The 20,487-nt window shown below is 72.4% G+C and carries 19 protein-coding genes; 10 read left to right on the forward strand and 9 right to left on the reverse strand.

Going from position 1 to position 20,487, the window contains the following annotated elements; genetic code table 11:
• Positions 1-40 precede the first annotated feature (40 nt).
• The 8 genes from ASC99_RS20660 to ASC99_RS41950 are packed head-to-tail and all read left to right on the forward strand — an operon-like array spanning position 41 to position 8,267.
• On the forward strand, positions 41-1,336 hold the full coding sequence (locus ASC99_RS20660) for an MFS transporter (RefSeq protein WP_057234218.1): 1,296 nt from the start codon (positions 41-43) through the stop codon (positions 1,334-1,336).
• Between the two features lie 35 nt (positions 1,337-1,371).
• Positions 1,372-1,560, forward strand: a complete 189-nt coding sequence (locus tag ASC99_RS20665) for an MbtH family NRPS accessory protein (RefSeq protein WP_057234219.1) — start codon at positions 1,372-1,374, stop codon at positions 1,558-1,560.
• Between the two features lie 29 nt (positions 1,561-1,589).
• Positions 1,590-2,636: a MupA/Atu3671 family FMN-dependent luciferase-like monooxygenase gene (locus ASC99_RS20670; protein ID WP_057234222.1), complete on the forward strand. Its 1,047-nt coding sequence runs from the start codon at positions 1,590-1,592 to the stop codon at positions 2,634-2,636.
• Positions 2,633-3,148 carry a flavin reductase family protein gene (locus tag ASC99_RS20675; RefSeq protein ID WP_057234224.1) on the forward strand — a complete coding sequence of 172 codons (516 nt, stop codon included), beginning with the start codon at positions 2,633-2,635 and terminating at the stop codon, positions 3,146-3,148. Before ASC99_RS20670 ends, ASC99_RS20675 begins: the two co-directional genes overlap by 4 nt.
• The gene (locus tag ASC99_RS20680) at positions 3,145-4,782 is read left to right on the forward strand and encodes an ABC transporter substrate-binding protein (protein WP_057234225.1); all 1,638 of its coding nucleotides are present in this window, start codon (positions 3,145-3,147) and stop codon (positions 4,780-4,782) included. Before ASC99_RS20675 ends, ASC99_RS20680 begins: the two co-directional genes overlap by 4 nt.
• A 1-nt stretch (position 4,783) precedes the next feature.
• A complete protein-coding gene (locus ASC99_RS20685) occupies positions 4,784-6,319 on the forward strand; it encodes an amino acid adenylation domain-containing protein (protein ID WP_057234227.1) in 1,536 nt (511 codons plus the stop codon).
• Positions 6,316-7,521: an ATP-grasp domain-containing protein gene (locus tag ASC99_RS20690; protein ID WP_057234229.1), complete on the forward strand. Its 1,206-nt coding sequence runs from the start codon at positions 6,316-6,318 to the stop codon at positions 7,519-7,521. Before ASC99_RS20685 ends, ASC99_RS20690 begins: the two co-directional genes overlap by 4 nt.
• Entirely contained in the window at positions 7,518-8,267 is a 750-nt protein-coding gene (locus tag ASC99_RS41950) for a 4'-phosphopantetheinyl transferase superfamily protein (protein ID WP_057234231.1), read from the forward strand. The genes ASC99_RS20690 and ASC99_RS41950 overlap by 4 nt, the downstream gene beginning before the upstream one ends.
• A 15-nt stretch (positions 8,268-8,282) precedes the next feature.
• Here the strand turns inward: ASC99_RS41950 and ASC99_RS20700 are convergent, their stop codons facing one another.
• A complete protein-coding gene (locus ASC99_RS20700) occupies positions 8,283-9,941 on the reverse strand; it encodes a long-chain fatty acid--CoA ligase (protein ID WP_057234233.1) in 1,659 nt (552 codons plus the stop codon).
• A 156-nt stretch (positions 9,942-10,097) separates the two neighbouring features.
• A complete protein-coding gene (locus ASC99_RS20705) occupies positions 10,098-10,994 on the reverse strand; it encodes a DUF1906 domain-containing protein (protein ID WP_057234234.1) in 897 nt (298 codons plus the stop codon).
• Between the two features lie 117 nt (positions 10,995-11,111).
• Between ASC99_RS20705 and ASC99_RS20710 the strand changes: the two genes are divergently transcribed.
• The gene (locus ASC99_RS20710) at positions 11,112-12,071 is read left to right on the forward strand and encodes a DMT family transporter (protein ID WP_063857137.1); all 960 of its coding nucleotides are present in this window, start codon (positions 11,112-11,114) and stop codon (positions 12,069-12,071) included.
• Between the two features lie 212 nt (positions 12,072-12,283).
• Here ASC99_RS20710 and ASC99_RS20715 read toward each other — a convergent pair whose 3' ends face one another.
• From ASC99_RS20715 to wrbA, 6 genes are all read right to left on the reverse strand, one after another.
• Positions 12,284-12,613, reverse strand: a complete 330-nt coding sequence (locus ASC99_RS20715) for a hypothetical protein (protein ID WP_057234236.1) — start codon at positions 12,611-12,613, stop codon at positions 12,284-12,286.
• Between the two features lie 488 nt (positions 12,614-13,101).
• Positions 13,102-14,328 carry a 3-hydroxybenzoate 6-monooxygenase gene (locus ASC99_RS20720; RefSeq protein ID WP_057234238.1) on the reverse strand — a complete coding sequence of 409 codons (1,227 nt, stop codon included), beginning with the start codon at positions 14,326-14,328 and terminating at the stop codon, positions 13,102-13,104.
• A gap of 76 nt (positions 14,329-14,404) precedes the next feature.
• The gene (locus ASC99_RS20725) at positions 14,405-15,502 is read right to left on the reverse strand and encodes a transaldolase family protein (RefSeq protein ID WP_057234241.1); all 1,098 of its coding nucleotides are present in this window, start codon (positions 15,500-15,502) and stop codon (positions 14,405-14,407) included.
• Positions 15,502-16,263 carry an SDR family NAD(P)-dependent oxidoreductase gene (locus tag ASC99_RS20730; RefSeq protein ID WP_057234243.1) on the reverse strand — a complete coding sequence of 254 codons (762 nt, stop codon included), beginning with the start codon at positions 16,261-16,263 and terminating at the stop codon, positions 15,502-15,504. The genes ASC99_RS20725 and ASC99_RS20730 overlap by 1 nt, the downstream gene beginning before the upstream one ends.
• A gap of 33 nt (positions 16,264-16,296) precedes the next feature.
• Positions 16,297-16,797 carry an AtaL-like protein gene (locus ASC99_RS20735; RefSeq protein WP_057234245.1) on the reverse strand — a complete coding sequence of 167 codons (501 nt, stop codon included), beginning with the start codon at positions 16,795-16,797 and terminating at the stop codon, positions 16,297-16,299.
• Between the two features lie 198 nt (positions 16,798-16,995).
• Entirely contained in the window at positions 16,996-17,616 is a 621-nt protein-coding gene (wrbA, locus tag ASC99_RS20740) for an NAD(P)H:quinone oxidoreductase (protein WP_057234247.1), read from the reverse strand.
• A gap of 447 nt (positions 17,617-18,063) precedes the next feature.
• Here wrbA and ASC99_RS20745 point away from each other — a divergent pair, with 447 nt between their 5' ends.
• Positions 18,064-18,939 (forward strand): shikimate dehydrogenase, encoded by an 876-nt coding sequence (locus tag ASC99_RS20745; protein ID WP_057234249.1) that lies wholly within the window; start codon positions 18,064-18,066, stop codon positions 18,937-18,939.
• Between the two features lie 95 nt (positions 18,940-19,034).
• Here the strand turns inward: ASC99_RS20745 and ASC99_RS20750 are convergent, their stop codons facing one another.
• Positions 19,035-20,249, reverse strand: a complete 1,215-nt coding sequence (locus ASC99_RS20750; RefSeq protein ID WP_057234251.1) for a transposase — start codon at positions 20,247-20,249, stop codon at positions 19,035-19,037.
• Between the last annotated feature and the right edge of the window lie 238 nt (positions 20,250-20,487).

The raw sequence follows: 20,487 nt of genomic DNA on the forward strand, positions 1-20,487 counted from the left end.
GGCCCTCCTCCCTCTTCCTCCGAACCCCCAGGAGCACCCGATGCCCACCACCACCGAGACCCCACCGGAACAGGCGCGGGACGCCCGCCCGAGCGTCTGGCGCAACGCCGACTTCACCAAGCTGTGGATCGGCCAGACGGCCTCTCAGTTCGCGGCCCAGATCAGCGACTTCGCCCTGCCGCTGGCGGCGGTGCTGGCGCTGTCCGCCAGCTCGGCCGAGGTCGGCCTGCTCTCCTCGGTGATCCGGCTGCCGTACCTGCTGGTCTCGCTGTTCGCGGGTGTCCTGGTGGACCGGATGTGCCGACGCAACCTGATGGCCGCCGCGGACCTCGGCCGGGCCCTCGTGCTCGGCGCCGTCCCGCTGCTGTACTGGATGCACGAGCTGGGGATCAGCTGGCTGTACCTGCTGGGCTTCCTGGCCGGCTGCTGCACGGTGCTGTTCGACGTCGCCGCGCAGGCCTACCTGCCCCGGCTGGTCGACCGGGAGGACCTCGCCGCCGGCAACTCGGCGCTCGGGACCAGCCAGTCGGCCGCGACCATCGGCGGCCCGGCGCTGGCCGGTGTGCTGGTGCAGTGGCTGACCGCACCGGTCGCGGTGCTCGCCGCCTCGGTCTCCTACCTGGTCTCGGTGCTGAACATCTGGCTGATCAAGCAGCGGGAGCCGGCCGCCGAACCGGCCGCCGCCACCGGTGCGGCCGGGACGCTGCGTCAGGTCCGGGAGGGGCTCTCGGTGGTGTTCCGCAACGAGCCGCTGCGGACCACCACGATCATGGCCTCGATCTTCAACATCTCGTTCACCGGCTTCGAGGTCGTCTTCGTCCAGTTCATGCCGCACACCCTCGGCCTGTCGGCGGGTCAGATCGGCCTGGTGATGGCCGCGCTCGGCCCCGGCTTCCTGGTCGGCGCGATGTTCGCGGGCCGGTTGCCGAAGAAGCTCGGCTACGGCTGCACCATGCTGATCACGGCGAGCGTGGCCAACCTGGTGATGCCGGTGATCGCCCTGGTGCACGGTGGCGGGGCGCTCGCCGTCGGCACCCTGATGGTGGTCAACTTCCTGTTCGCCTCCTTCGGGGTAGCCAACAACGTGACGATGCTGACGATCCGTCAGTCCATCACCCCCGACAGCCTGCAGGGCCGGGTCGCCGCCACCAACCGCTTCGTGGCGATGGGTGTCGCCCCGCTGGGCGCCCTGCTCGGCGGCGTGCTCGGCTCCGCCGTGGGCCTGCGCGGCGCCGTCCTGATCACCACCCTCGGGTTCGGCCTCGCGCTGATCCCCCTGGTCACCTCCTCGATGGTGCGGATCAAGCACCAGCTCCCGGACCCGATCTCCGCATGACCACCCCTTCCTCCGTCGAAAGGCAGCACCACCCCATGTCCGAGCAGGAGTACCAGCCCGTGCACACCGTCGTCGTCAACGCCGAGGAGCAGTACTCGGTCTGGCCGGTCGTCACCCCCGTACCCGCCGGCTGGCGCGAGACCGGCCACCGGGGCACCCGCACCGAGTGCCTGGCCCACATCGAGACCGTCTGGACCGACCTGCGTCCGCTCAGCGTCCGCTGACGGCCCGCGCAACCCCACCGAGGCTTCCCATGGATTTCAGTCTGTTCTACTTCGCCGACGGGGCGATCGGCGGCCCGCGCGGCCGGTACGACCTGCTGTTGGACGGTGCCAGGTTCGCGGACACCCACGGCTTCGCCGCGGTGTGGACGCCCGAGCGGCACTTCCACGAGTTCGGCGGGCTCTACCCCAACCCCGCGGTCACCGCGGCGGCCGTCGCCGCCGTGACCGAGCGGATCGGCGTCCGGGCCGGCAGCGTGGTCGCCCCGCTGCACCACCCGGTGCGGATCGCCGAGGAGTGGTCCGTGGTGGACAACCTCTCGAACGGCCGGGCCGGGGTCTCGCTGGCCTCCGGCTGGAACGCGGTGGACTTCGCGCTCCGTCCCGAGGGCTACGCCGACCGCAAGGACGCCGTGCTGGAGACGGTCCGGACCGTCCGCTCGCTGTGGCGCGGCGAACCGCTCGCCGTCACCGACGGCGCGGGCAAGCCCACCGAGGTCAAGGTCTTTCCGCCGCCGGTCCAGGCCGAGCTGCCGATCTGGGTGACCAGCGCCGGCGGTCCGCAGACCTTCCAGGCGGCCGGCCAGGCCGGCGCGGGTGTCCTGACCCACCTGCTGGGCCAGGACTTCGACCAGCTGGCCGAGAAGATCGCGCTCTACCGCAAGGCGCTGGCCGACCGTCCGGACCACGACGGGTGGCCCGGCCACGTCGCGCTGATGCTGCACACCTACCTCGGCGAGGACGCCGACCAGGTCAGGGAGACCGTCCGCGAGCCCTTCACCGCGTACCTGAAGAGCTCGTTCCGGCTGATCGCCCGGTCGGCGACCAGCATCCTGCAGGGCTTCGACGTGGACAAGCTCCGCGAGTCGGACATCGACTTCCTGGTCCGCCGTTCCTTCGACACCTACTACACCTCCAGCGGACTGTTCGGCACGCCGGCGCAGGCGGCCGCGGTGGTGGAGCGGGCCAAGGCGGCCGGGGTGGACGAGCTCGCCTGCCTGATCGACTTCGGCATCCCGGACCGGACGGTGCTCGCCGGCCTGGAGACGCTGGACGAACTGCGGCGGTCCGTCCAGTGACCGGCACCGACACCCAGCTCTTCCGGCAGGTGGCCGGCCGCTTCGCCACCGGGGTCACCGTGGTGACCACCCGGGCGGCCGACGGCCCGTTCGGCATGACGGCCAACTCCTTCGCCACGGTCTCCCTCGACCCCCGGCTGGTGCTGGTCTGCATCGGCGAGCGGGCCCGGATCCGCGAGCACCTGCTCGACACCGGCAGCTTCGCGGTGACCGTGCTCAGCTCCGGTCAGCAGGCCACCGCCCGCCGGTTCGCCGACCCCTCCCGGCCGAGCGGCACCGCCGCCTTCGCCGACGACGCCTGGGCGCCGGGACCGGTCACCGGGAACCCGGTGCTGCTGGACGGCGCCGGCTGGTTCGACTGCGCCGTCCGGGACATCCACCCGGCCGGTGACCACTCGATCGTGGTGGGCGAGGTACGCGCCCTCAGTCTGCTCCCGGCCGAGCAGCCACTGATCTTCGCCGGCGGCGGGTTCCTGCCCGCCCCCCGTCCCACCCTGGAGGTACCCGCGTGACTCCCCCCGCCACGGGCGACGTGATCGCCCTGGACCCGGCCGCCTCGCGCGGCCCGGCCCCGGCCCAGCCCGGCGCCCGCCGGGGCGGCACCCTGCACATCCTGCGCGACGGCGAGTACGACCACCTCGACCCGCAGCGCAGCTACACGCTCCAGTCGCTGGCCATCGGCCACCTGCTGTTCCGCACCCTGACGATGTTCCGCGAGGACGGCGCCGGTGGCCGGGTGCTGGTCGGCGACCTCGCCGAGACGCCCGGCCGGGACCTCGACGGTGACGGCCGCCGCTGGGAGTTCACCCTCCGACGGGGCGTCAGGTTCGAGGACGGCCGCGAGGTCACCGCCGCGGACGTCGCCCACGGCATCGCCCGCTCCTTCGCCCCGGAGATCTCCGACGGCCCCACCCACCTGCGGAACTGGCTCGGCGAGAACGGCGAGTACCGCGGCCCGTACCAGGACGGCCCGGACGTCCCCGGTCTGGAGGTGACGGGCAGTCACGGTCTGGTGCTGCGCTTCCGCGACCCGCACCCCGACCTGCCGTTCGCCGTCTCCCAGCCGACCACCGCTCCGGTCCCCGCCGACGCCGACACCGGGGCCGACTACGGCCACGCACCGGTCGCCAGCGGCCCGTACCGGATCGCGGAGCACGTCCCCGGCAAGCGGCTCACCCTGGTCCGCAACCCGTACTGGGACGCCGCCACCGACCCCGTCCGGCACGACCACCCGGACCGGGTGGAGATCGAGATGGGCGTCGAGCACGGCGAGCAGAACCGGCGCACCCGGGCCGACCGGGGCATCGACGCGTATGCCGTGGCGGAGAACAACGCGCCCGAGTCGGTGGCCGCCGAGCTGATCGCCGACCCCACGCTGGCCGGCCGGCTGCGCCGCGACGCCACCCCGCTGGTCTGGTACCTGGCGGTCAACACCGCCCGGGTCACCGACCTCGACGTCCGCCGGGCCATCGCCCACGCGGTGGACCGCAGCGGCATCCGGCAGAACATGCTGGGCGAGGCCCAGGGCCGGCTGGTCCACACCCTGCTGCCCGCCGCCACCATCGGCCACCGCGACTACCCGGACCCGTACCCCGCCGGCGAGCACGGCGACCCCCGGGCCGCCGCCGAGCTGCTCGCCGGGCGGAGCCCCGAGCTGCGCATCCTCTGCCGCAGCGGCGACTACTTCATGGCCGGTGGCCGGGCGCTGGCCGAGAGCCTGGACCGGGCCGGTTTCCGCACCGAGCTGGTCGAGATCGACCGCCCCTCGCACAACGCCACGCTCAAGACCCAGGGCCACCCGTACGACCTCTACCTGATGTGCATGGCCGCCGACTGGCCCGGCGCGTCCACCCTGCTCGGCATGTTCGACGGCCGCACCATCGGCCCCACCGGCAACGACAACTTCGTCTACCTGGACGACCCCGGGGTCAACGCCGAGATCGAGCGGATCGGCCGACTGCCCGCCGCCGAGGCGGCGGCCGAGTGGGCCGCGCTGGACGAGCACCTGCTGCGCGACCACGTGCCGATGGTGGCCCTCTTCTCGTACCTGCACGTGGCCCTCAGCGGGTCCAAGGTGGGCGGGGTCTTCACCTCCTCCTTCCTCGGCACGCCGGTCTACTACAACGCCTACGTCGAGGAGTTCTGAGATGGCCGACCGGCCCACCCTCTACGAACGCTTCGCCGACACCGCCGCCCGCCACCCCGGGCTGGCCGCCCTCGAGCTCGGCGAGGAACGCCTCAGCTACACCGAACTCGCCGAGGAGGCCGCCCGGACTGCGGCCCGGCTGCTGGCCGCGCTGGACGGCCGACGCCCCCGGCGGGTCGGGGTGCTGGCCAACCGCAGCGTCGCCGCGTACGCCGGCTACCTGGCGGCCAACCGGCTCGGCAGCGCCGCCGTCCCGCTCAACCCGGGCTTCTCCCCCGAGCGGCTGGCCACCACGGTGGCCCTGGCCGAGCTGGACGTGGTGCTCGCCGACGCCCCCACCGCCGACCTGCCGGTGCCGGTGGTGCGCGCCGACGCGCCGCTGGCCGCCGACGCGGCCGCGAGCGTGCCCGTCCACCTGCCCGAGCCGGACGACATCGCGTACATCGTCTTCACCTCGGGCTCCACCGGCACGCCCAAGGGCGTGCCGATCCAGCACGGCAACGTCGCGGCGCTGCTCGACTACGCGATCGCGCGCTACGAGCTCGGCCCGGGGTGCCGGCTGTCGCAGACCTTCGACCTGACCTTCGACCCGACGGTCTGGGACATGTTCTCGGCCTGGGGCTCCGGCGCGACCCTGGTGGTCCCCACCCGGAACGAGCTGGTCCGCCCGGCCCGCTTCATCGAGCGCCGCCAGATCACCCACTGGTTCTCGGTGCCCTCGGTCATCACCTACGCCGAACGGCTGCGGGACCTGACCCCGGCCGGCATGCCCAGCCTGCGCTGGAGCCTGTTCGGCGGCGAGCAGCTGACGCTGGAACAGATCCGGATCTGGCGGGCGGCCGCGCCGCAGAGCGTGCTGGAGAACCTGTACGGCCCGACCGAGGTGACGGTCGCCTGCACCCAGTACCGGCTGCCCACCCGGCCCGAGGACTGGCCGAGCTCGGCGAACGGGACGGTCCCGATCGGGACGCCCTACCCGCACCTGGACTTCCTGGTGCTCGACGAGGACGGCAGACCGGCCGACGAGGGCGAGCTGTGCGTGCGCGGTTCGCAGCGCTTTCCCGGCTACCTCCGGCCGGCCGACAACAGCGGACGGTTCCTGTCCTTCGCCGACGGCCGGGCCGTGGTGCACGATGCTGACGGTCCGCCAGGTCCCGAGCTCTACTACCGCACCGGGGACCGGGTGTCCCGGGTCGGCGACGCCCTGGTCCACCTCGGCCGGCTCGACCAGCAGGTCAAGGTCCGGGGCCACCGGATCGAGCTGGGCGAGGTCGAGGCCGCGCTGCGCGCGCTGCCCGGCATCGGGGAGGCCGTGGTGCTCGCCCTGCCCGACGCCTCCGGCGAGGTGGCGCTGGAGGCGTGCTACACCGGGCCCGGCCAGGACCCGGTGGCCCTGCGCGGCGCGCTCGGCGGGCGGCTGCCCGGCTACATGGTGCCGCGCGGCTTCACCCGCCTGGACGCCTTCCCGCTCAACCCCAACGGCAAGACCGACCGCCGGGCCCTCGCCCTCGAACTCGCCGAGCGGGGGCAGCGATGAGCGCGACCGTGGTGCTGATCGGAGCGGCGCCGATGGCCGAGGGGTACCTCAGGGCCGCCGAGCGGCTCGGGCTGCGGGTCGGTCTGGTGGAGACCGCCGACCGGGCCGCCGCGCTGCGCGGGCGGTACGACTGCGTGGTGGACACGGCCGAGGTCGACCCGGCCTTCGCCGGGCGCGACGACGGCTGGATCCGGCCCACCGACGCGCTGGTCCGGCGGCTGCGGCCGGACGGTGCGCTCGCCTCCTCGGAGATCCACGTGCTCGCCGGGGCGATGGCCCAGGAGCAGCACCGTCTGCCGGGCCCGGGGCTCGACGCGGCGGCGGTCTCCCGGGACAAGGCCCAGCAGCGCTTCCGGTTCGCCGCCGCCGGGCTGGCGCAGCCGGAGCACCTCAAGGTGCCCCGGTTGTCCGCCGCGACCGACTGGGCGTCAGCTCGGCTGCCCGTGGTGGTCAAGCCGCTGAACCGGGCCGGCAGCGACGGCGTGGAGCGGATCGGCAGCCCCGCTGAGTGGTCCGACGCGGTGCGCCGCCGGGAGGCGGAGGGGCAGCTGCTGGTGGAGGAGTACATCGAGGGTCAGGAGTACTCCTGGGAGGGCCTGGTGGCCGACGGCCGGGTCTGCTTCGGCAGCCTGACCCGCAAACTCACCACCGGCGCACCGGACTTCGTGGAGCTCGCGCACTTCTCCGGGCACGAGCGGGTCGACCCCGGCCTCGGCCGGGCCGCCGACGCGCTGGGCCAGGCCGTCGCGGACGCGATCCGGATGCGCACCGGGATCATGTTCGTGGAGTTCCGCACCCGGGGCGACGATCTGGTGATCATGGAGGTGGCGGTCCGGGCGCCGGGCGACCACTGCATGGACGCGATGTCGATCGCCTACGGCGTGGACCTGTTCGGTGAGGTGCTCAACCTCGCGGTGGGCAGCGCCTTCCGGCCGGCCCCGGAGCTGGAGCCGAGGTACTCGGGCAGCTGCTTCCTGGTCGCCGACCGGCCCGGCGTGCTGGAGTCGGCCGGCGAGACCGAGTGGGCGGCCTGGCCCGGCGTCGTCCGCAGCGGTGTGGACGCCCGGCCGGGTACACCGGTCGGACCGCCCCGGTCCTCCGCCGACCGGCTCGGCTGGGCCCTGCTGGACTGCCCCGATCCGGCCGAACTGACCCGACTGGTGCACCGACTGCGCTCGGTACGGCCCGTGTTGGCCCGATGAGCGGGGGCGCGGGCCAGGCCAGGGTCTGGCGGGTCGAGGTCACCGCACTCAGCGCTGCGGCGGCCACCGAGGCCCGGTGGGTGCTGGACCGGGAGGAGACCCGGCGGGCCGCGACCTTCGTCCGGGCCGCCGACCGGGAGCTCTACCTGGTCGCCCACGTGGCGCTCCGGGTGGTGCTGGCGCAGGCCCTGGGCCGGCCCGCCCACCGGGTGGAGTACGGCCGGGCCGACTGCCCGGGCTGCGGCGGGCCGCACGGCCGTCCGGTGGCCGTCGCCGAGCGGGCGCCGGAGTTCTCGCTCAGCCACACCGACGGGCTGGCGCTGATCGCGCTGGCCGACCGGCCGGTCGGGGTGGACGTCGAGCGGCGCGCCGTCTTCACCGGCTCCGACGGCCCGGACATCGCGGCGCAGCTGCACCCGGCCGAGCGGGCCGCACTGGCCCGGCTGCCGGAACCGCAGTGGGCGGACGCGCTGCTGGCCTGCTGGGTCCGCAAGGAGGCCCACCTCAAGGGCACCGGCATCGGCCTGGCCGACGGCCTGGCCGAACACCACGTGGGCTTCGGCCAGGAGTCCGGCTCCTGGGCCGGCCCCACGCCCGCGGGGCCGGCGGGCTGGGGCCTGGCCGGGGTGCCGGTGCCGGCCGGGTACGGCGCGGCGGTCGCGCTCAGGTCGACGGCCGGGACCGCCCCGCAGGTGCGCACGGACGATCTCGACCTGGCCGGCGCGCTGGCCGCCGGTCGGTGGTGAGCACCGACCGGCCGGTCACTTGCCGAGGAGCGTCACGTCCAGGTCGTCGGCCGCGTACTGGGCCCGGATGACCTTCTTGTCGAACTTGCCGACCGAGGTCTTCGGGACGGACTCGACGATCGACCAGCGCTCGGGCAGCTGCCAGGAGGCGACCCGCTCGGCGAGGAAGGCCCGCAGCTCGGGGAGGCCGACGGTCGCGCCGGGCCGCAGGACCACGGTGGCCAGCGGACGTTCACCCCACCGCTCGTCGGGCACCGCCACCACCGCGGCCTCGGCCACCTCGGGATGGGCCATCAGCTGGTTCTCCAGCTCGACCGAGGAGATCCACTCGCCGCCGGACTTGATCACGTCCTTGGCCCGGTCGGTCAGCGTCAGGTAGCCGTCGGGGGTGATGGTGCCGACGTCACCGGTGCGCAGCCAGCCGTCCGGGCTGAACTTGTCCTCGGGCCGCTCGGGCTCCTGGCCCGCACCGGCGAAGTAGGCACCGGCGATCCACGGCCCGCGCACCTCCAACTCGCCTGCCGCAACGCCGTCGTGCGGCATCCGCTCGCCGCCGGGCCCGATCAGCCGGGCCTCCACCGAGGCGGGGAACAGGCCCTGGCTGACCCGGTAGGGCCACTCCTGTTCCGGCGTCAGACCGGCCGGCGGCTGGGCGAAGGTGCCGAGCGGCGAGGTCTCGGTCATACCCCAGGCGTGCACCACCCGGATGCCGTGCCGCTCCTCGAAGCCGCGCATCAGGGCGGGCGGACAGGCCGAACCCCCGATCACCACCATCCGGAGCGAGGAGGTGTCGTAGGAGCCCGTGTCCAGCTCGTCCAGCAGGCCGTTCCAGATGGTCGGCACGGCGGCGCCCACGGTGGGCTTCACCCGGTCGATCATCTCGGCCAGCGGCTTGGGCTGGAGGAAGCGGTCCGGCATCAGCAGGTCGGCGCCCGACATGAAGGCGGCGTACGGCATGCCCCAGGCGTTCACGTGGAACATCGGGACCACCGGCAGCGCGATGTCACGGACCGTCAGGGCGAAGGTGTCGGCCGAGTTGATCTGCATGCAGTGCAGGTAGACCGAACGGTGGCTGTACGCAACGCCCTTGGGGTCGCCGGTCGTGCCGGAGGTGTAGCAGAGCGAGGCGGCCCTGCGCTCGTCGATCTCGGTCAGCCACGGGTAGTCGGTGGGCCGGTCCGCGATCAGTGCCTCGTAGTCGTGCACCCGGCCGGTGAAGCCGTCCAGCAGCGAGCGGTCGCCGGGACCGTTCACCACGATGTGCTTGAGCGTCGGGTTGAGCTGCGGCAGCACCGCGGCGAGCAGCGGCAGCACACTGCCGTCGACCAGGATCACGTGGTCGGCGGCGTGGTTGATGATGAACGCCAACTGGTGCCCGGGCAGCCGCAGGTTGAGGGTGTGCAGCACCGCGCCCATGGACGGGACGGCGAGGTACGCCTCCAGGTGCTCGGCGTTGTTCCACATCAACGTCGCCGTCGTGGTCCCCTCGGTCACCCCGAGCTCGTCCCGCAGCGCGTGCGCCAACTGCCCGGCCCGCGCCCCGATCTCGGCGTACGTGCGGACCACCGGACCGGTGCCGTCCCAGGTGGTGACGGTGGAGTTGCCGTGCAGGGTCGAGCCATGCGTCAGAATCCGGGCGACGGTGAGCGGTACGTCCTGCATCGTGCTGAACACGCGGGTCCTCCTTGACCGGGCGGGCGGGGCAGCGCGCCACTACTTCTACTGGCGAGTAGTGCGATGCTGCTCGGCCCCGATTCTGTCGTCAAGGCACCGGACTGTCAGCGGCGAAAGTCACGCCTCCCCCGCAGCTCGGGCACAGTCGGCCCGGCCTCAGGTCGCGACCGGTCCGTCCAGCTGGTTCCGGTCGATGCTGAGGGTGGCGCCGCCCCAGGTCTCCTGGACGTTGCCCTGGTACTGGTGGATGCGCTGGCGGTCGGACCACTGGTCCGGGTCGAGACCGCCGGCTCCCGCGGTGTCCGCCCGGCCGTCCCAGCGGGCGTACCAGACCGCGTCGGGGAGCGGGGCGCTGCCCGCGCGGGCGGCGGCGGCCAGGTCGGAGACGCCGGAGTCCGCGCTGGAGTAGAAGCCCGAGCGGAAGCCCTCCAGGTGCAGCTTCCGGGTCCAGCCGACGGTGAAGTCGATCACGCTCTGGGCGCAGGACTGGTCGCCGCGCGGGTAGGACTCGATGTCCAGGTAGACCGGGCTGCCCTGGCCCAGGCCCAGGGTGCGCAGGGCGGCGGCGGCCTCGGCCGCCTCGGCCTGGCCCTGCTGGACGGCGGTGGCCGGGTCGATCCGCTTGGGCTTGTTGCCGAGCCTGCTGCACGGCGCCTGCAGGCCGACGTGAGTGGGCATCAGCTGCCAGCCCATCGCCCGGACCTTTCGGACCCAGTCGGCGGTCAGCCGGGGCTGTGAGCAGCCGCGCTGGCCACCGCTGACGTAGATGCCGACCGCGCCGTAGGGGGAGCTCTGCTTCCAGGCCGTCATGGTCTCCAGCGACGGGGCGGTGCAGACGTCGAAGCCGGGTCCGGCGAACAGCCGCCGGGCCGACTGCGCCCTGGTCCCGGGACGGTCGGCGAGCACGGTGGCCCGGAGCACGACCGGAGCCGGGGCGGCGACCGCCACCGGCTCCGCCGCCGACGCGGTGCTGCCGTCCGGCAGCCCGTCGGTGGCGAGCAGCAGGACGAGGGAGGCCGCAGTGAGGGCAGCGGGGCCCAGAAAGCGCGTCACCTCTCGATACTGACCAATCGTCAGACAAATGCGAGGTCCGGCCGGTGAATTCACCCGTCCGCACCCGCAAAGTCATGTGCTTGCCGGGATTACGGTCCTTACGCGAGACTGATCCGCATGTCCAGCCTCGACCTGTCCTCCGGCTCGGCCGACCATGCCGCCACCGCACTGCCAGCCGGCCACCTCACCGACCACCCCGCCGGTCCCCGATGGTTCGCCCGGGTCCCGGCGCCGGTGCTCTGCGTGGTGGCGATGTTCGCCGTGCAGCTCGGCATCGCGCTGTCCAAGCCGCTGTTCGGACAGCTCGGGGTCGGCGGCGCGACCTTCCTCCGGCTGACCTTCGCGGCGGCCGTCCTGCTGGCGCTGACCAGGCCCCAGCTGCGCGGGCGCGGCGCGCGGGAGCTCGGCTCGACGGCGCTGCTCGGGCTGGCCTCCTCCGGGATGACCCTGCTGTTCGCCGGGGCGGTGGACCGGCTGCCGATGGGCACCGCCGCGACCATCGAGTTCCTCGGCCCGCTCGGCGTGGCTCTGGCACTGTCCCGTCGGCTGACCCATCTGCTCTGGGCGCTGCTCGCGGGCGGCGGGGTCGCGCTGCTCACGCTGCTGGGCGAGGGCGGCCACGGGAGCGGCGGCGGCCTGGACCCGGTCGGACTGGCCTGCGCTTTCGGGGCGGCCGCCTGCTTCGCCGGGTACATCCTGCTGACCGACAGGGTCGGCGCCACCTTCCAGGGCTTTCAGGGACTCGCGGTCTCACTGTCCGTCAGCGCGGTGCTGGTCGCGCCGTTCGGGGCGGTCGAGGCCTGGCACGGGCTGGCCGCCACCCGGTCACCGGTCACGCTGCTGCTCGGGGTGGCCGGGGTGGCACTGCTGCTGCCGGTGATCCCGTACGTGCTGGAGATGACCGCGCTGCGGCGGCTGCCGCAGCGGGTGTTCAGTGTGCTGGTCAGCCTGGAGCCCGCGGTGAGCGCGCTGATCGGTCTGCTGGTGCTGCACCAGCTGCTCGGGCCGGCCCAACTGGCCGGTATCGCCTGCGTGGTACTGGCCAGCCTGGGAGCCACCCTCACCGGCCGGCGCTGAGCCGGGCCCAGGCCGACGACGCGACCCGCTACCGGAGGACATGCCCGTGGGCGGTGCCGACGAACGGCACCGCCCACAGAGATGTACGCGCTGAACCGGGAGTGAGTGACCCTCTCCACCCCATACGGCTCGGTCGGTCGTGCGGCCGGGTGCTCAGCTCACCCTGGCCCGCTCCCGCTGTCCGGCGCCCCCGCCGGACGGTGCGGGACCACTCAGTGGAAGACCGGCGCGAAGACGAAGTTGAAGTCCCGGTTGCCCTGGTCGCTGAAGATGAACCCGGTGTTGTCCTTGACCTGCAGGTTGTTGTTCTGGTTCGACGCGCCGGAGCCGGTGGCCACCTGCTGGGTCTGGTTGTAGTTGCCGGTGACGGTGCCGAAGATGTTCCCGCTGCCGACGTTGGACACCACGCTGCTGTTGGAACCGTCACCCGCCAGGGCTCCGTTGTCGGCCGAGGCGGCGCCGGCGCCCACGAGCAGCAGAGCGGCTGCGAGCGGGGCGGCGGCCAGCAGGCCGACCAGTCGGGTGGTGCGAGTGCGAGCCATGTAAAGCCTCCAGATAGCTGCTGCGGTACTTCACTTCCGGTACTGCGCTTACTGCTTGCAGGAGCTCGTGGCCAGACGAACAACTGCGGGCTGCGACGCCGAGGAACAGGTTTCCGCAACAAATCGACAAAGCGCCAGTACCGGCTCCCCTTTTCGCCCGTTAGCGTGACGTGACCTGCGATCCGCATAGTCCGGGAACAGCCGGTTCGTGGGCAGACACACCGGCGCTCACCTGTGGCTCCCATCGAATGGCGGCAGCGCGGTGCGGTCATCGACCCGGCGCGCGGGCAGGATTGTCGACCGTCCTCGCGCCACCCCGGCGCACTCACTGGTCGCACGCCCCTCATGGCACACGAACCGGCCATTCCGGTCGGCGTGTTCGGCCATGGGACGAATGCATAGGACAGTGATTTGAATGACAGAAATCCTGTCAGTTCGGAAAGAATAGCGGGCCAGACCCCAGGGGGCGTGGGGTCCGGCCCGCCGGCTCAGCGGACGGTGATCGTCCGACGGCCGGTCAGCGGCGGGTCGGTGACCCGGCCTTCGCCGACCCGGGCGCCGTGCAGCCACTCGACCTTCCGGTACAGCTCCTCGGGGGAGAGTGCGGCCAGCATCGTGTTGCGTGCCCGGGCCCGCTCGCCGGCCGGGTGGTAGAGGCGGCGGCCCAGCTCCCGGGCGACCAGCTGGGTGGCGGCGGTGCGCTCGCGCCGCTCGCCGGCGAACTTCTCGAAGCGCTGCTCGAACTCCCCGGCCTCGGTGCCGATCAACTCGCCCAGCACCACCGCGTCCTCCAGCGCCTGACAGGCGCCCTGGGCCGCGTACTGCAGCATCGGGTGCGCGGCGTCGCCGACCAGCACCACCCTGCCGTCGGTCCACCGGTCCACCGGGTCGCGGTCGCAGAGCACCCAGGACCGCCACTCCTCCCCCAGCTCCAGCAGCCGCCGCGGGATCTCGCCCAGCCCGGGGAACGCGTTCAGCACGAAGTCCCGCCCGGTCGGGACGGCGGCCATCGCGTGCCGGGCGCCGTCGTCCCGGGTCGCCGCCAGGTTGAGGTACTCACCGCGGCCGATGGGGTAGTGCACGAAGTGCCACTTCGGCCCCGCCCACAGCGTGACGGTGTTCCAGCGCAGCTCGGCCGGCACCTTCTCCATCGGGATGACGGAGCGGTAGATGGTGTGTCCCGAGACCTGCGGGGCGCCGTCGCCGACCAGCTGCCTGCGCACCGCGGAGTTGATGCCGTCGGCGCCGATCAGCGCGTCGCCGCGCACCTGCTCACCGTCGGCCAGCAGGACGGTGACGCCGTCCCGGGTCTGCCGGTAGCTCCGCACGGCCGCGCCGGTACGGAGCTCGATGCCCGCCGCCGCCCGGGCCGCCGCCAGCAGCGGGGCGTACACGTCGATCCGGTGCACCACCGCGTACGGGTTGCCGAACCGCTCCCGGTACCCGGCGGTCAGCGGCATCCGCACCACCAGCTCCCCGGTGGTGCCGTCCATGAAGCGCAGCTCGTCGATGTACACGGCGCGGTCCCGGACCTCGGCGCCGACGCCGAGCCGGTCGAGGGCGTGGAACGCGTTCGGGCCGAGCTGGATACCGGCGCCGAGCTCGGTGAAGGTGTCACGGCTCTCCAGCACCACCACCCGGTGGCCCTGCCGGGCCACGCCGAGCGCCGTCGCCAGGCCGCCGATACCGCCGCCGGCCATCAGGATCTTCGCCATCGGAGCTGTCCTGCCTTTCGTCGGGTCTGAGCGGATCGGGCGGAGCAGACAGGGGTCGGGCGGATCGGACGAAATCTCAGGCCGCGGTGCCGAACTCGGCCAGCCGGGCCAGTACCCGCTCCAGCAGCTCCGCCCTGGCCAGCCGCAGGTCGGCCAGCGCCTCGTGTTCGGCGGCGGCCAGCAGCTTCGGCAGGTCGACGCCGAACCGGTCCAGGTAGCCGAGCACCTGCTCGGCGTCCGCGTACCCGCCGGCGAACCGGTCCGCCGAGGCGGGTCTGCCGTGCTCGGCGAGGGCGGTCAGGGTCTGTTCGGAGAGCAGGGTGACCGAGTTCGGTGCCACCAGCTCCTCGGCGTACCGGGTGTCCCGGTACCGACGGTCCATCACCTCGGTGGCGTCCCAGAGCAGTCGCTGCGGCCGGGCCCCGCGAGCGGCCAGCCCGTTCCAGCGGGCCGAGCCGAGCTCGCGCTCGTACCGCCGGTAGACCAGCCGGGCCAGCGCGATCCCGCCCTGGCCGCGGAACGCCCGGGCCTCCGGGCTGCCGATCAGGTCCAGTTCGCGGTCCAGCACGGTGTCCAGCAGGCCGACCGGCAACCCGGCCACCGAGTTGATCCGGGAGACGTCCAGGCCGTTCGCGACGGCCAGTTCGAGACCGGACAGGAAGGCCTCCAGCACCTGGCGGTAGCGCTCCTCGGTGAGTACCAGCGAGACGTGCACACCGATCCCCTCGCCCAGGCAGCGGGTGATCGCGGGCAGCGCCTCGGGCGTGGCCGGGATCTCCATCAGCAGGTTCGGCCGGTCCACCGCCAGGTGCAGCGAGCGGGCCTCGGCCAGCGTGAGGCAGGTGCCCTCGACGAACGAGGGGTCGATCCGGGCCGAGACCAGTCCGTCCAGACCGGCCGTCCGCAGGTACACCGGCTCCAGCACCTCGCAGGCCCAGCGCAGGTCACTGACCGTCAGCTCGCGCAGCGCGATGGCGGCTGTGGCCCCCCGGGCGGCCAGCTCGACCAGCTGCTCGCGGTACGTGTCGTCGTCCCCCAGCGCACCGGTGACCCCCACCACGCACCGGTCACGGACCAGCCGGGTCAGCCCGCCGTCCGCCAGCCGGTCGCGGCCGAGGCCGTCCAGCCACAGGGAGACGCCCTCCCCGGAGAGCTCGCGCAGAATCCCGACCATCAGGCGGTGGCACCGCCGTCCAGCACCAGGTCGTGGCCGACCACGAAGCGGGCCTCCTGGCTGGCCAGCCAGAGCACCGTGTCGGCGATCTCCTCGGTCCTGGCGACCCGGCCGAGCGGCACGCCGGCCCTGACCCGCTCGGCGCGCTGCTGCTCGCTCTCGTCGGAGCGCCGGTCCTGGTCGGTGTCGACGGTGCCGGGGCTGATCGCGTTGATCCGGATGCCGTGCGTGATGTACTCCCGGGCGGCGGTGCGGGTCAGCGTGGAGAGTGCGGCCTTGGAGGCCGCGAAGGCACCGAAGCCGGGCACCCGGCCGTGGATGCTGATGTTGGCCGCAGTGTTGATGATGACGCCGCCGCCGTTCGCCTTCATGTGCGCGATCTCGTGCTTCATCAGCAGCCAGGCCCCGGTCAGGTTGGTGGCCAGGATGTCGCCCCAGACCGCCTCGCAGACCTCGGCCAGCGGGCTGGCCTGTCCCATCACACCGGCGTTGTTGAAGGCGACGTGCAGACCGCCGTGCCGCTCGACCGTGGAGCGGATCAGCTTGATGACGTCCATGCCGTGCGTGACGTCGGCCCGGGCGCAGTCGGCGGTGCCGCCCTCCTTCTCGATCAGCGCCACGGTCTCCCGCAGCTCGTGCGGCTCCCGGCCGGCCACCATGACGGTGGCCCCCTCACGGGCGAAGGCCAGCGCGGTGGCCCGGCCGATACCGGAGCCGCCGCCGGTGACCAGGGCGACCTTGCCGTCGAATCGTGCGGTCATCAGGTTCCTCCTGTGGGGGATGGGCAGGGCGGTTCAGGCCGCGTTGGTCAGCCCGGCGGACGGACCGTCAAGGACCGGGCGGGCCGCCCGGATCTCGTCGATCACGGCCCGCAGCGCGTCGGTGAAGTAGGCGTCCGCGGCCTCCAGGAACCTGCTCTCCCGGACCGCCCGCTCGATACCGGCCGGGGCCAGCTCGACCGAGATGGTGAGCGCCAGGGCGCCGTCCTCGGTCCGGTCGATCCGGTTGCCGATCGCCTTGATCTCCGGGTCCCCCGGCTGCCGGTAGAGCACCGACTCGCCCGGCTCGACCTCGACCCGCTGGAACACCGTCCGGCCGTCCCGCACGATGCTGCGGGTGAACCCGCCGGAGAACCGGTCGAGCACCGTGCACTCGGTGATCGCGGGGAGATACGGAACGGGATTCTCCGCCTTCGCCAGCAACTGCCGCCAGAGCCCTCGGGCATCGAGCTGTTCGTACTCCGGAGTCGCCCCGGAATTGACCGGTACGGTCCAGGCGATGGTCACCGCTGACATCTGTCGATCCTCCCACCGGAATTACCGAGCCGTGCTCTCTGTGCAGAACTCTGAATGAATACGACAGTTGCGGCAACAATGGTTCGGCTACTTCGTCAGCTGCCGGGACGGGAAACGGCGCAGGGGATTCCGGAAGGAACTCGGAATCCCCTGCGCCGTTTATGACGGAGCGTCAGCACAGTTCGCCATGACCGACCGTCAGGCGGCGGCGGCCAGGCCGACCTTCAGCGCCGTGGCGATCTGCACCGCGCGGCGGGTCTGGTACGCGATCGCCTCGAGGTTCTCGTCGTTCGGGGCGCCGACCAGGTTGTTGGAGACGTGGCTGGTGCCGTACGGGTTGCCGTTGCTCGGCGCGAACTGGATGCCGTCCGAGTAGCCGGGGGCCACGATGATGGCGCCCCAGTGGTAGAAGGTGTTGTTCAGCGCGAGCAGGGTGCTCTCCTGGCCACCGTGCAGGGTGGAGGTGGAGGTGAACGAGGAGACCACCTTGTTCACCAGCTTGCCCTGGAACCACAGGCCACCGGTGGTGTCGATGAACTGCTTGAGCTGGGCGGCCGGCAGGCCGAACCGGGTCGGGGTGCCGAACAGGATGACGTCGGCCCACTCCAGGTCGTCGAGGGAGACCTCGGCGACGTCCTTGGTGGCCTCGACGTGGTCGGCCCACTCCTGCTTGGTGGCGACCACGGCGGCGGGAGCCAGCTCGGCGACCTTGCGCAGCCTGACCTCGGCGCCCGCCTTCTCGGCGGCCACCGCGGCCTCCTCCGCCAGCTTGTGCACGTGGCCGGTGGACGAGTAGTAGATGATGGCGACGTTGGTCACGGTCGCTGCTCCCATTCGGAATTCGTCAGATTCGGGATCCCTGCGGTCACCCCGTCCCCTCGACTCTCCCGCAGGCCCCGAACCAGCGGCAATCGGGGCCCGTCGACTTCATCACCTTGCACTGTCGACGAATTGACGAAGGTTCAGGGCGCTGACACGAACCCTCCACATCGGGCCCGTCCCGGCGGTCACACCGCGATCGACCGTGTGCCGAAGATGTGAAAAGCCCCCCCGGTGACCGGTGAAGATCACCTCGGCTCGACCGGCCGGATCCGGCGTTTTCGACGGAGTAGCCGGAGGACTGTGTCAGGTCGTCCGCGAAGGTGACTCTGTGTCAACCCGGCCAACCACTCCGGGTACCGAGTACCTATGGTGGGGGGCAACGGGGACGACAATCGGAACTCAACGATCCGGGCGGGCGTTCCCCTGGCGGAAGGAGCACCACCGATGCGCACCGAACAGCCACCCGTGCTGGAGACCGGCGTGCCGCCTCGCCAGACGGCCCGTCGCGCGGCGGTACTCGGCTCCCCGGTCGGCCAGTCGCTCACACCCGTCCTGCACCGCGCGGCACTCGCCGCGATGGGTCTGGACTGGAACTACCAGGCCATCGAGTGCGACGAGACCGGGCTTCCCGGGCTACTGGCGCAGTCGACCGCCGGCCTGGCCGGGCTCTCGCTCTGCATGCCGCTGAAGCGCGCGGTGCTGCCGCTGATCGACGAGGTCAGTGACCTGGCCCTGGACGTCGGCGGCGCGAACACCGTGGTCTACCGGCGCGGCCGCAGCCACGGCGACAACACCGACGTGTACGGGATGCTCACCGCGCTGCACGAGGCCGGGGTCAGCTCACCCGGCACCGCGGTCGTGCTCGGCGGCGGCTCGACCGCCTGCTCGGCGCTGGCCGCGCTGCGCGAACTCGGCGTGCTGGAGCCCGCGGTGGTGGTCCGGGAGCGCAGCCGCGCGGCCGAGGCCACGGCGGCGGCCGGGCGGCTCGGCATCGCGGTGGACGTGCACACCTTCGGACAGCTCGACGAGCTGCTGCCCGGTGCCGGACTGGTGATCTCCACCCTGCCGGCCGGGGCCGCCGACACCTTCGCCGCGGCCGTGATGCACTCCCGCGCGGCGGTCTTCGACGTGGTCAGCTCGGCCTGGCCGACCCGGCTGGTGAAGGCGGCCGGTTTCGCGGGCTCCACGGTGGTCGACGGCCTGTCCTTCGCGGTCCACCAGGCCGCCAGGCAGCTCGAGTTGATGACCGGCCGGAGCGACATCCCGATCCAGACGATGCGGCGCGCCGCACAGACCGAGCTGCTCCACCGGGCGGACTGACGGGGCTGCCGCACCGACCGGCGTACGCCGCGGCAGCCGGACCGGTTCTCCCCGTCCGGGCCGCCGCCCCGCACACCTGCCACCCCCGGTCGCCATCAGGCCGAGAGCTCCTGGGACTTGTCGAAACCCTGCCGTCGCGCGGACGAGAGCACCGAGATCGCGTGGGCCACCGAGCAGAGTGTGGCGTGCCGGTGCCAGCCGGCGTAGGAGCGGCCCTCGAAGTCCCGCATCCCGACCCGCCCGCTGACCTCGGCGAAGTCCTTGGCCACCCGCCGGGTGAGCCGCCCCAGCCGGAGCAGGGCCACCGGCGGTACGTCCACCAGGTTGGACAGCCAGAGTTCGGCGGGCTTTCCCTTGGCGCCCGACCAGCCGCCGACCAGGGCCAGCGCCCGCTCCGGCTGGACCACCGTGCCGGGCCGCCGGATCGTCGGCATGGTGACCCTGGTACCGCTCACGAGTATCGACCTGGTGATCGAGTACTCCGGGTCCACCCAGCCGACCGGACGGGAGAACCGTTTCGCCCATTCGATCAACTGCTGTGCCTGGAAGACCCGTTCACCCCTCCCCGGCAGACTGCCGTCGAAGCCGACCAGCCTGGTCGAGCCGCTCACCCGCATCACGAACGGGACGCCGCGTCGGCAGAACTCCTCGACCAGGACGGCCGCGTCGAGCTCGCGGGCGTCCAGCACGGCCGGCCGACGGCGCAGCCCCCAGTCCGGCGCGGCCAGCTCGACCACACTGTTGACCGCACACAACTCCGGTGTGGTAGCCGAGACTTCGTCCGGGATCTTGGCGCGCTTGCGGCGCTCCTCGTTGGCCAGCCAGTCCGCCGGGAGCACCAGCCCCCAGTTCACCGGCGCGCTCATGTCCTCGCTGGCGAGCCAGACTCCGTACGCCTGCTGGCTGTTGACCACCCGGCCGAGCTCGGTCCGGAAGGACTCCTCAACGCCGACCGAGTGCTCGCCGGCCTTCGGGATCGCCATCGAGTTGAGCACCCAGGCCTGCGGCAGCAGCACTCGGTCCAAGTGCTTGCCCAGCGCCTGCCGGACCGGACCCCAGCGCCAGGACGAGTCGCTGATGAAGTGGTGCAGGCTCTGCTCGGCGGCGCCGTAGCCGGCCACCGCCGCCAGGGCCCGCATCGACTTGCGGCCCTGCACCGAGAGCAGCCCGGAGATGTACCACTCGCCCCGGGCGCGCTGGTCACGGCGCTTCAGCGAGGCCAGCATCCGGCGGGAGAAGTCCGTGACGAAGTCATCCGCCACGTCCCCCCAGATGTGCTCAGGAACGTTCTTGTCGCTTACACCTTCCACAGCCCCCGTCCCCTCTTCTGCGGTCGCGAACCTGGCGGGCTCCGAGCGCCGGATGGCGACGATGAGCCAGATGCGAGGTGCTGGTGATGGATACGATACAGAACCGACTGGTTGGTTTCATCTACTACGTCATCTTGGCACGAGAGGGACCCGACCACAACGTCCGGGCGGGATCCGACCTGATACACCATACTAGATACCGCACAGTTGGTTTGTTACGATGCGGTACAACCCACTT

It is taken from the genome of Kitasatospora sp. Root107, assembly GCF_001424875.1.
Taxonomy (GTDB): Bacteria; Actinomycetota; Actinomycetes; order Streptomycetales; family Streptomycetaceae; genus Kitasatospora.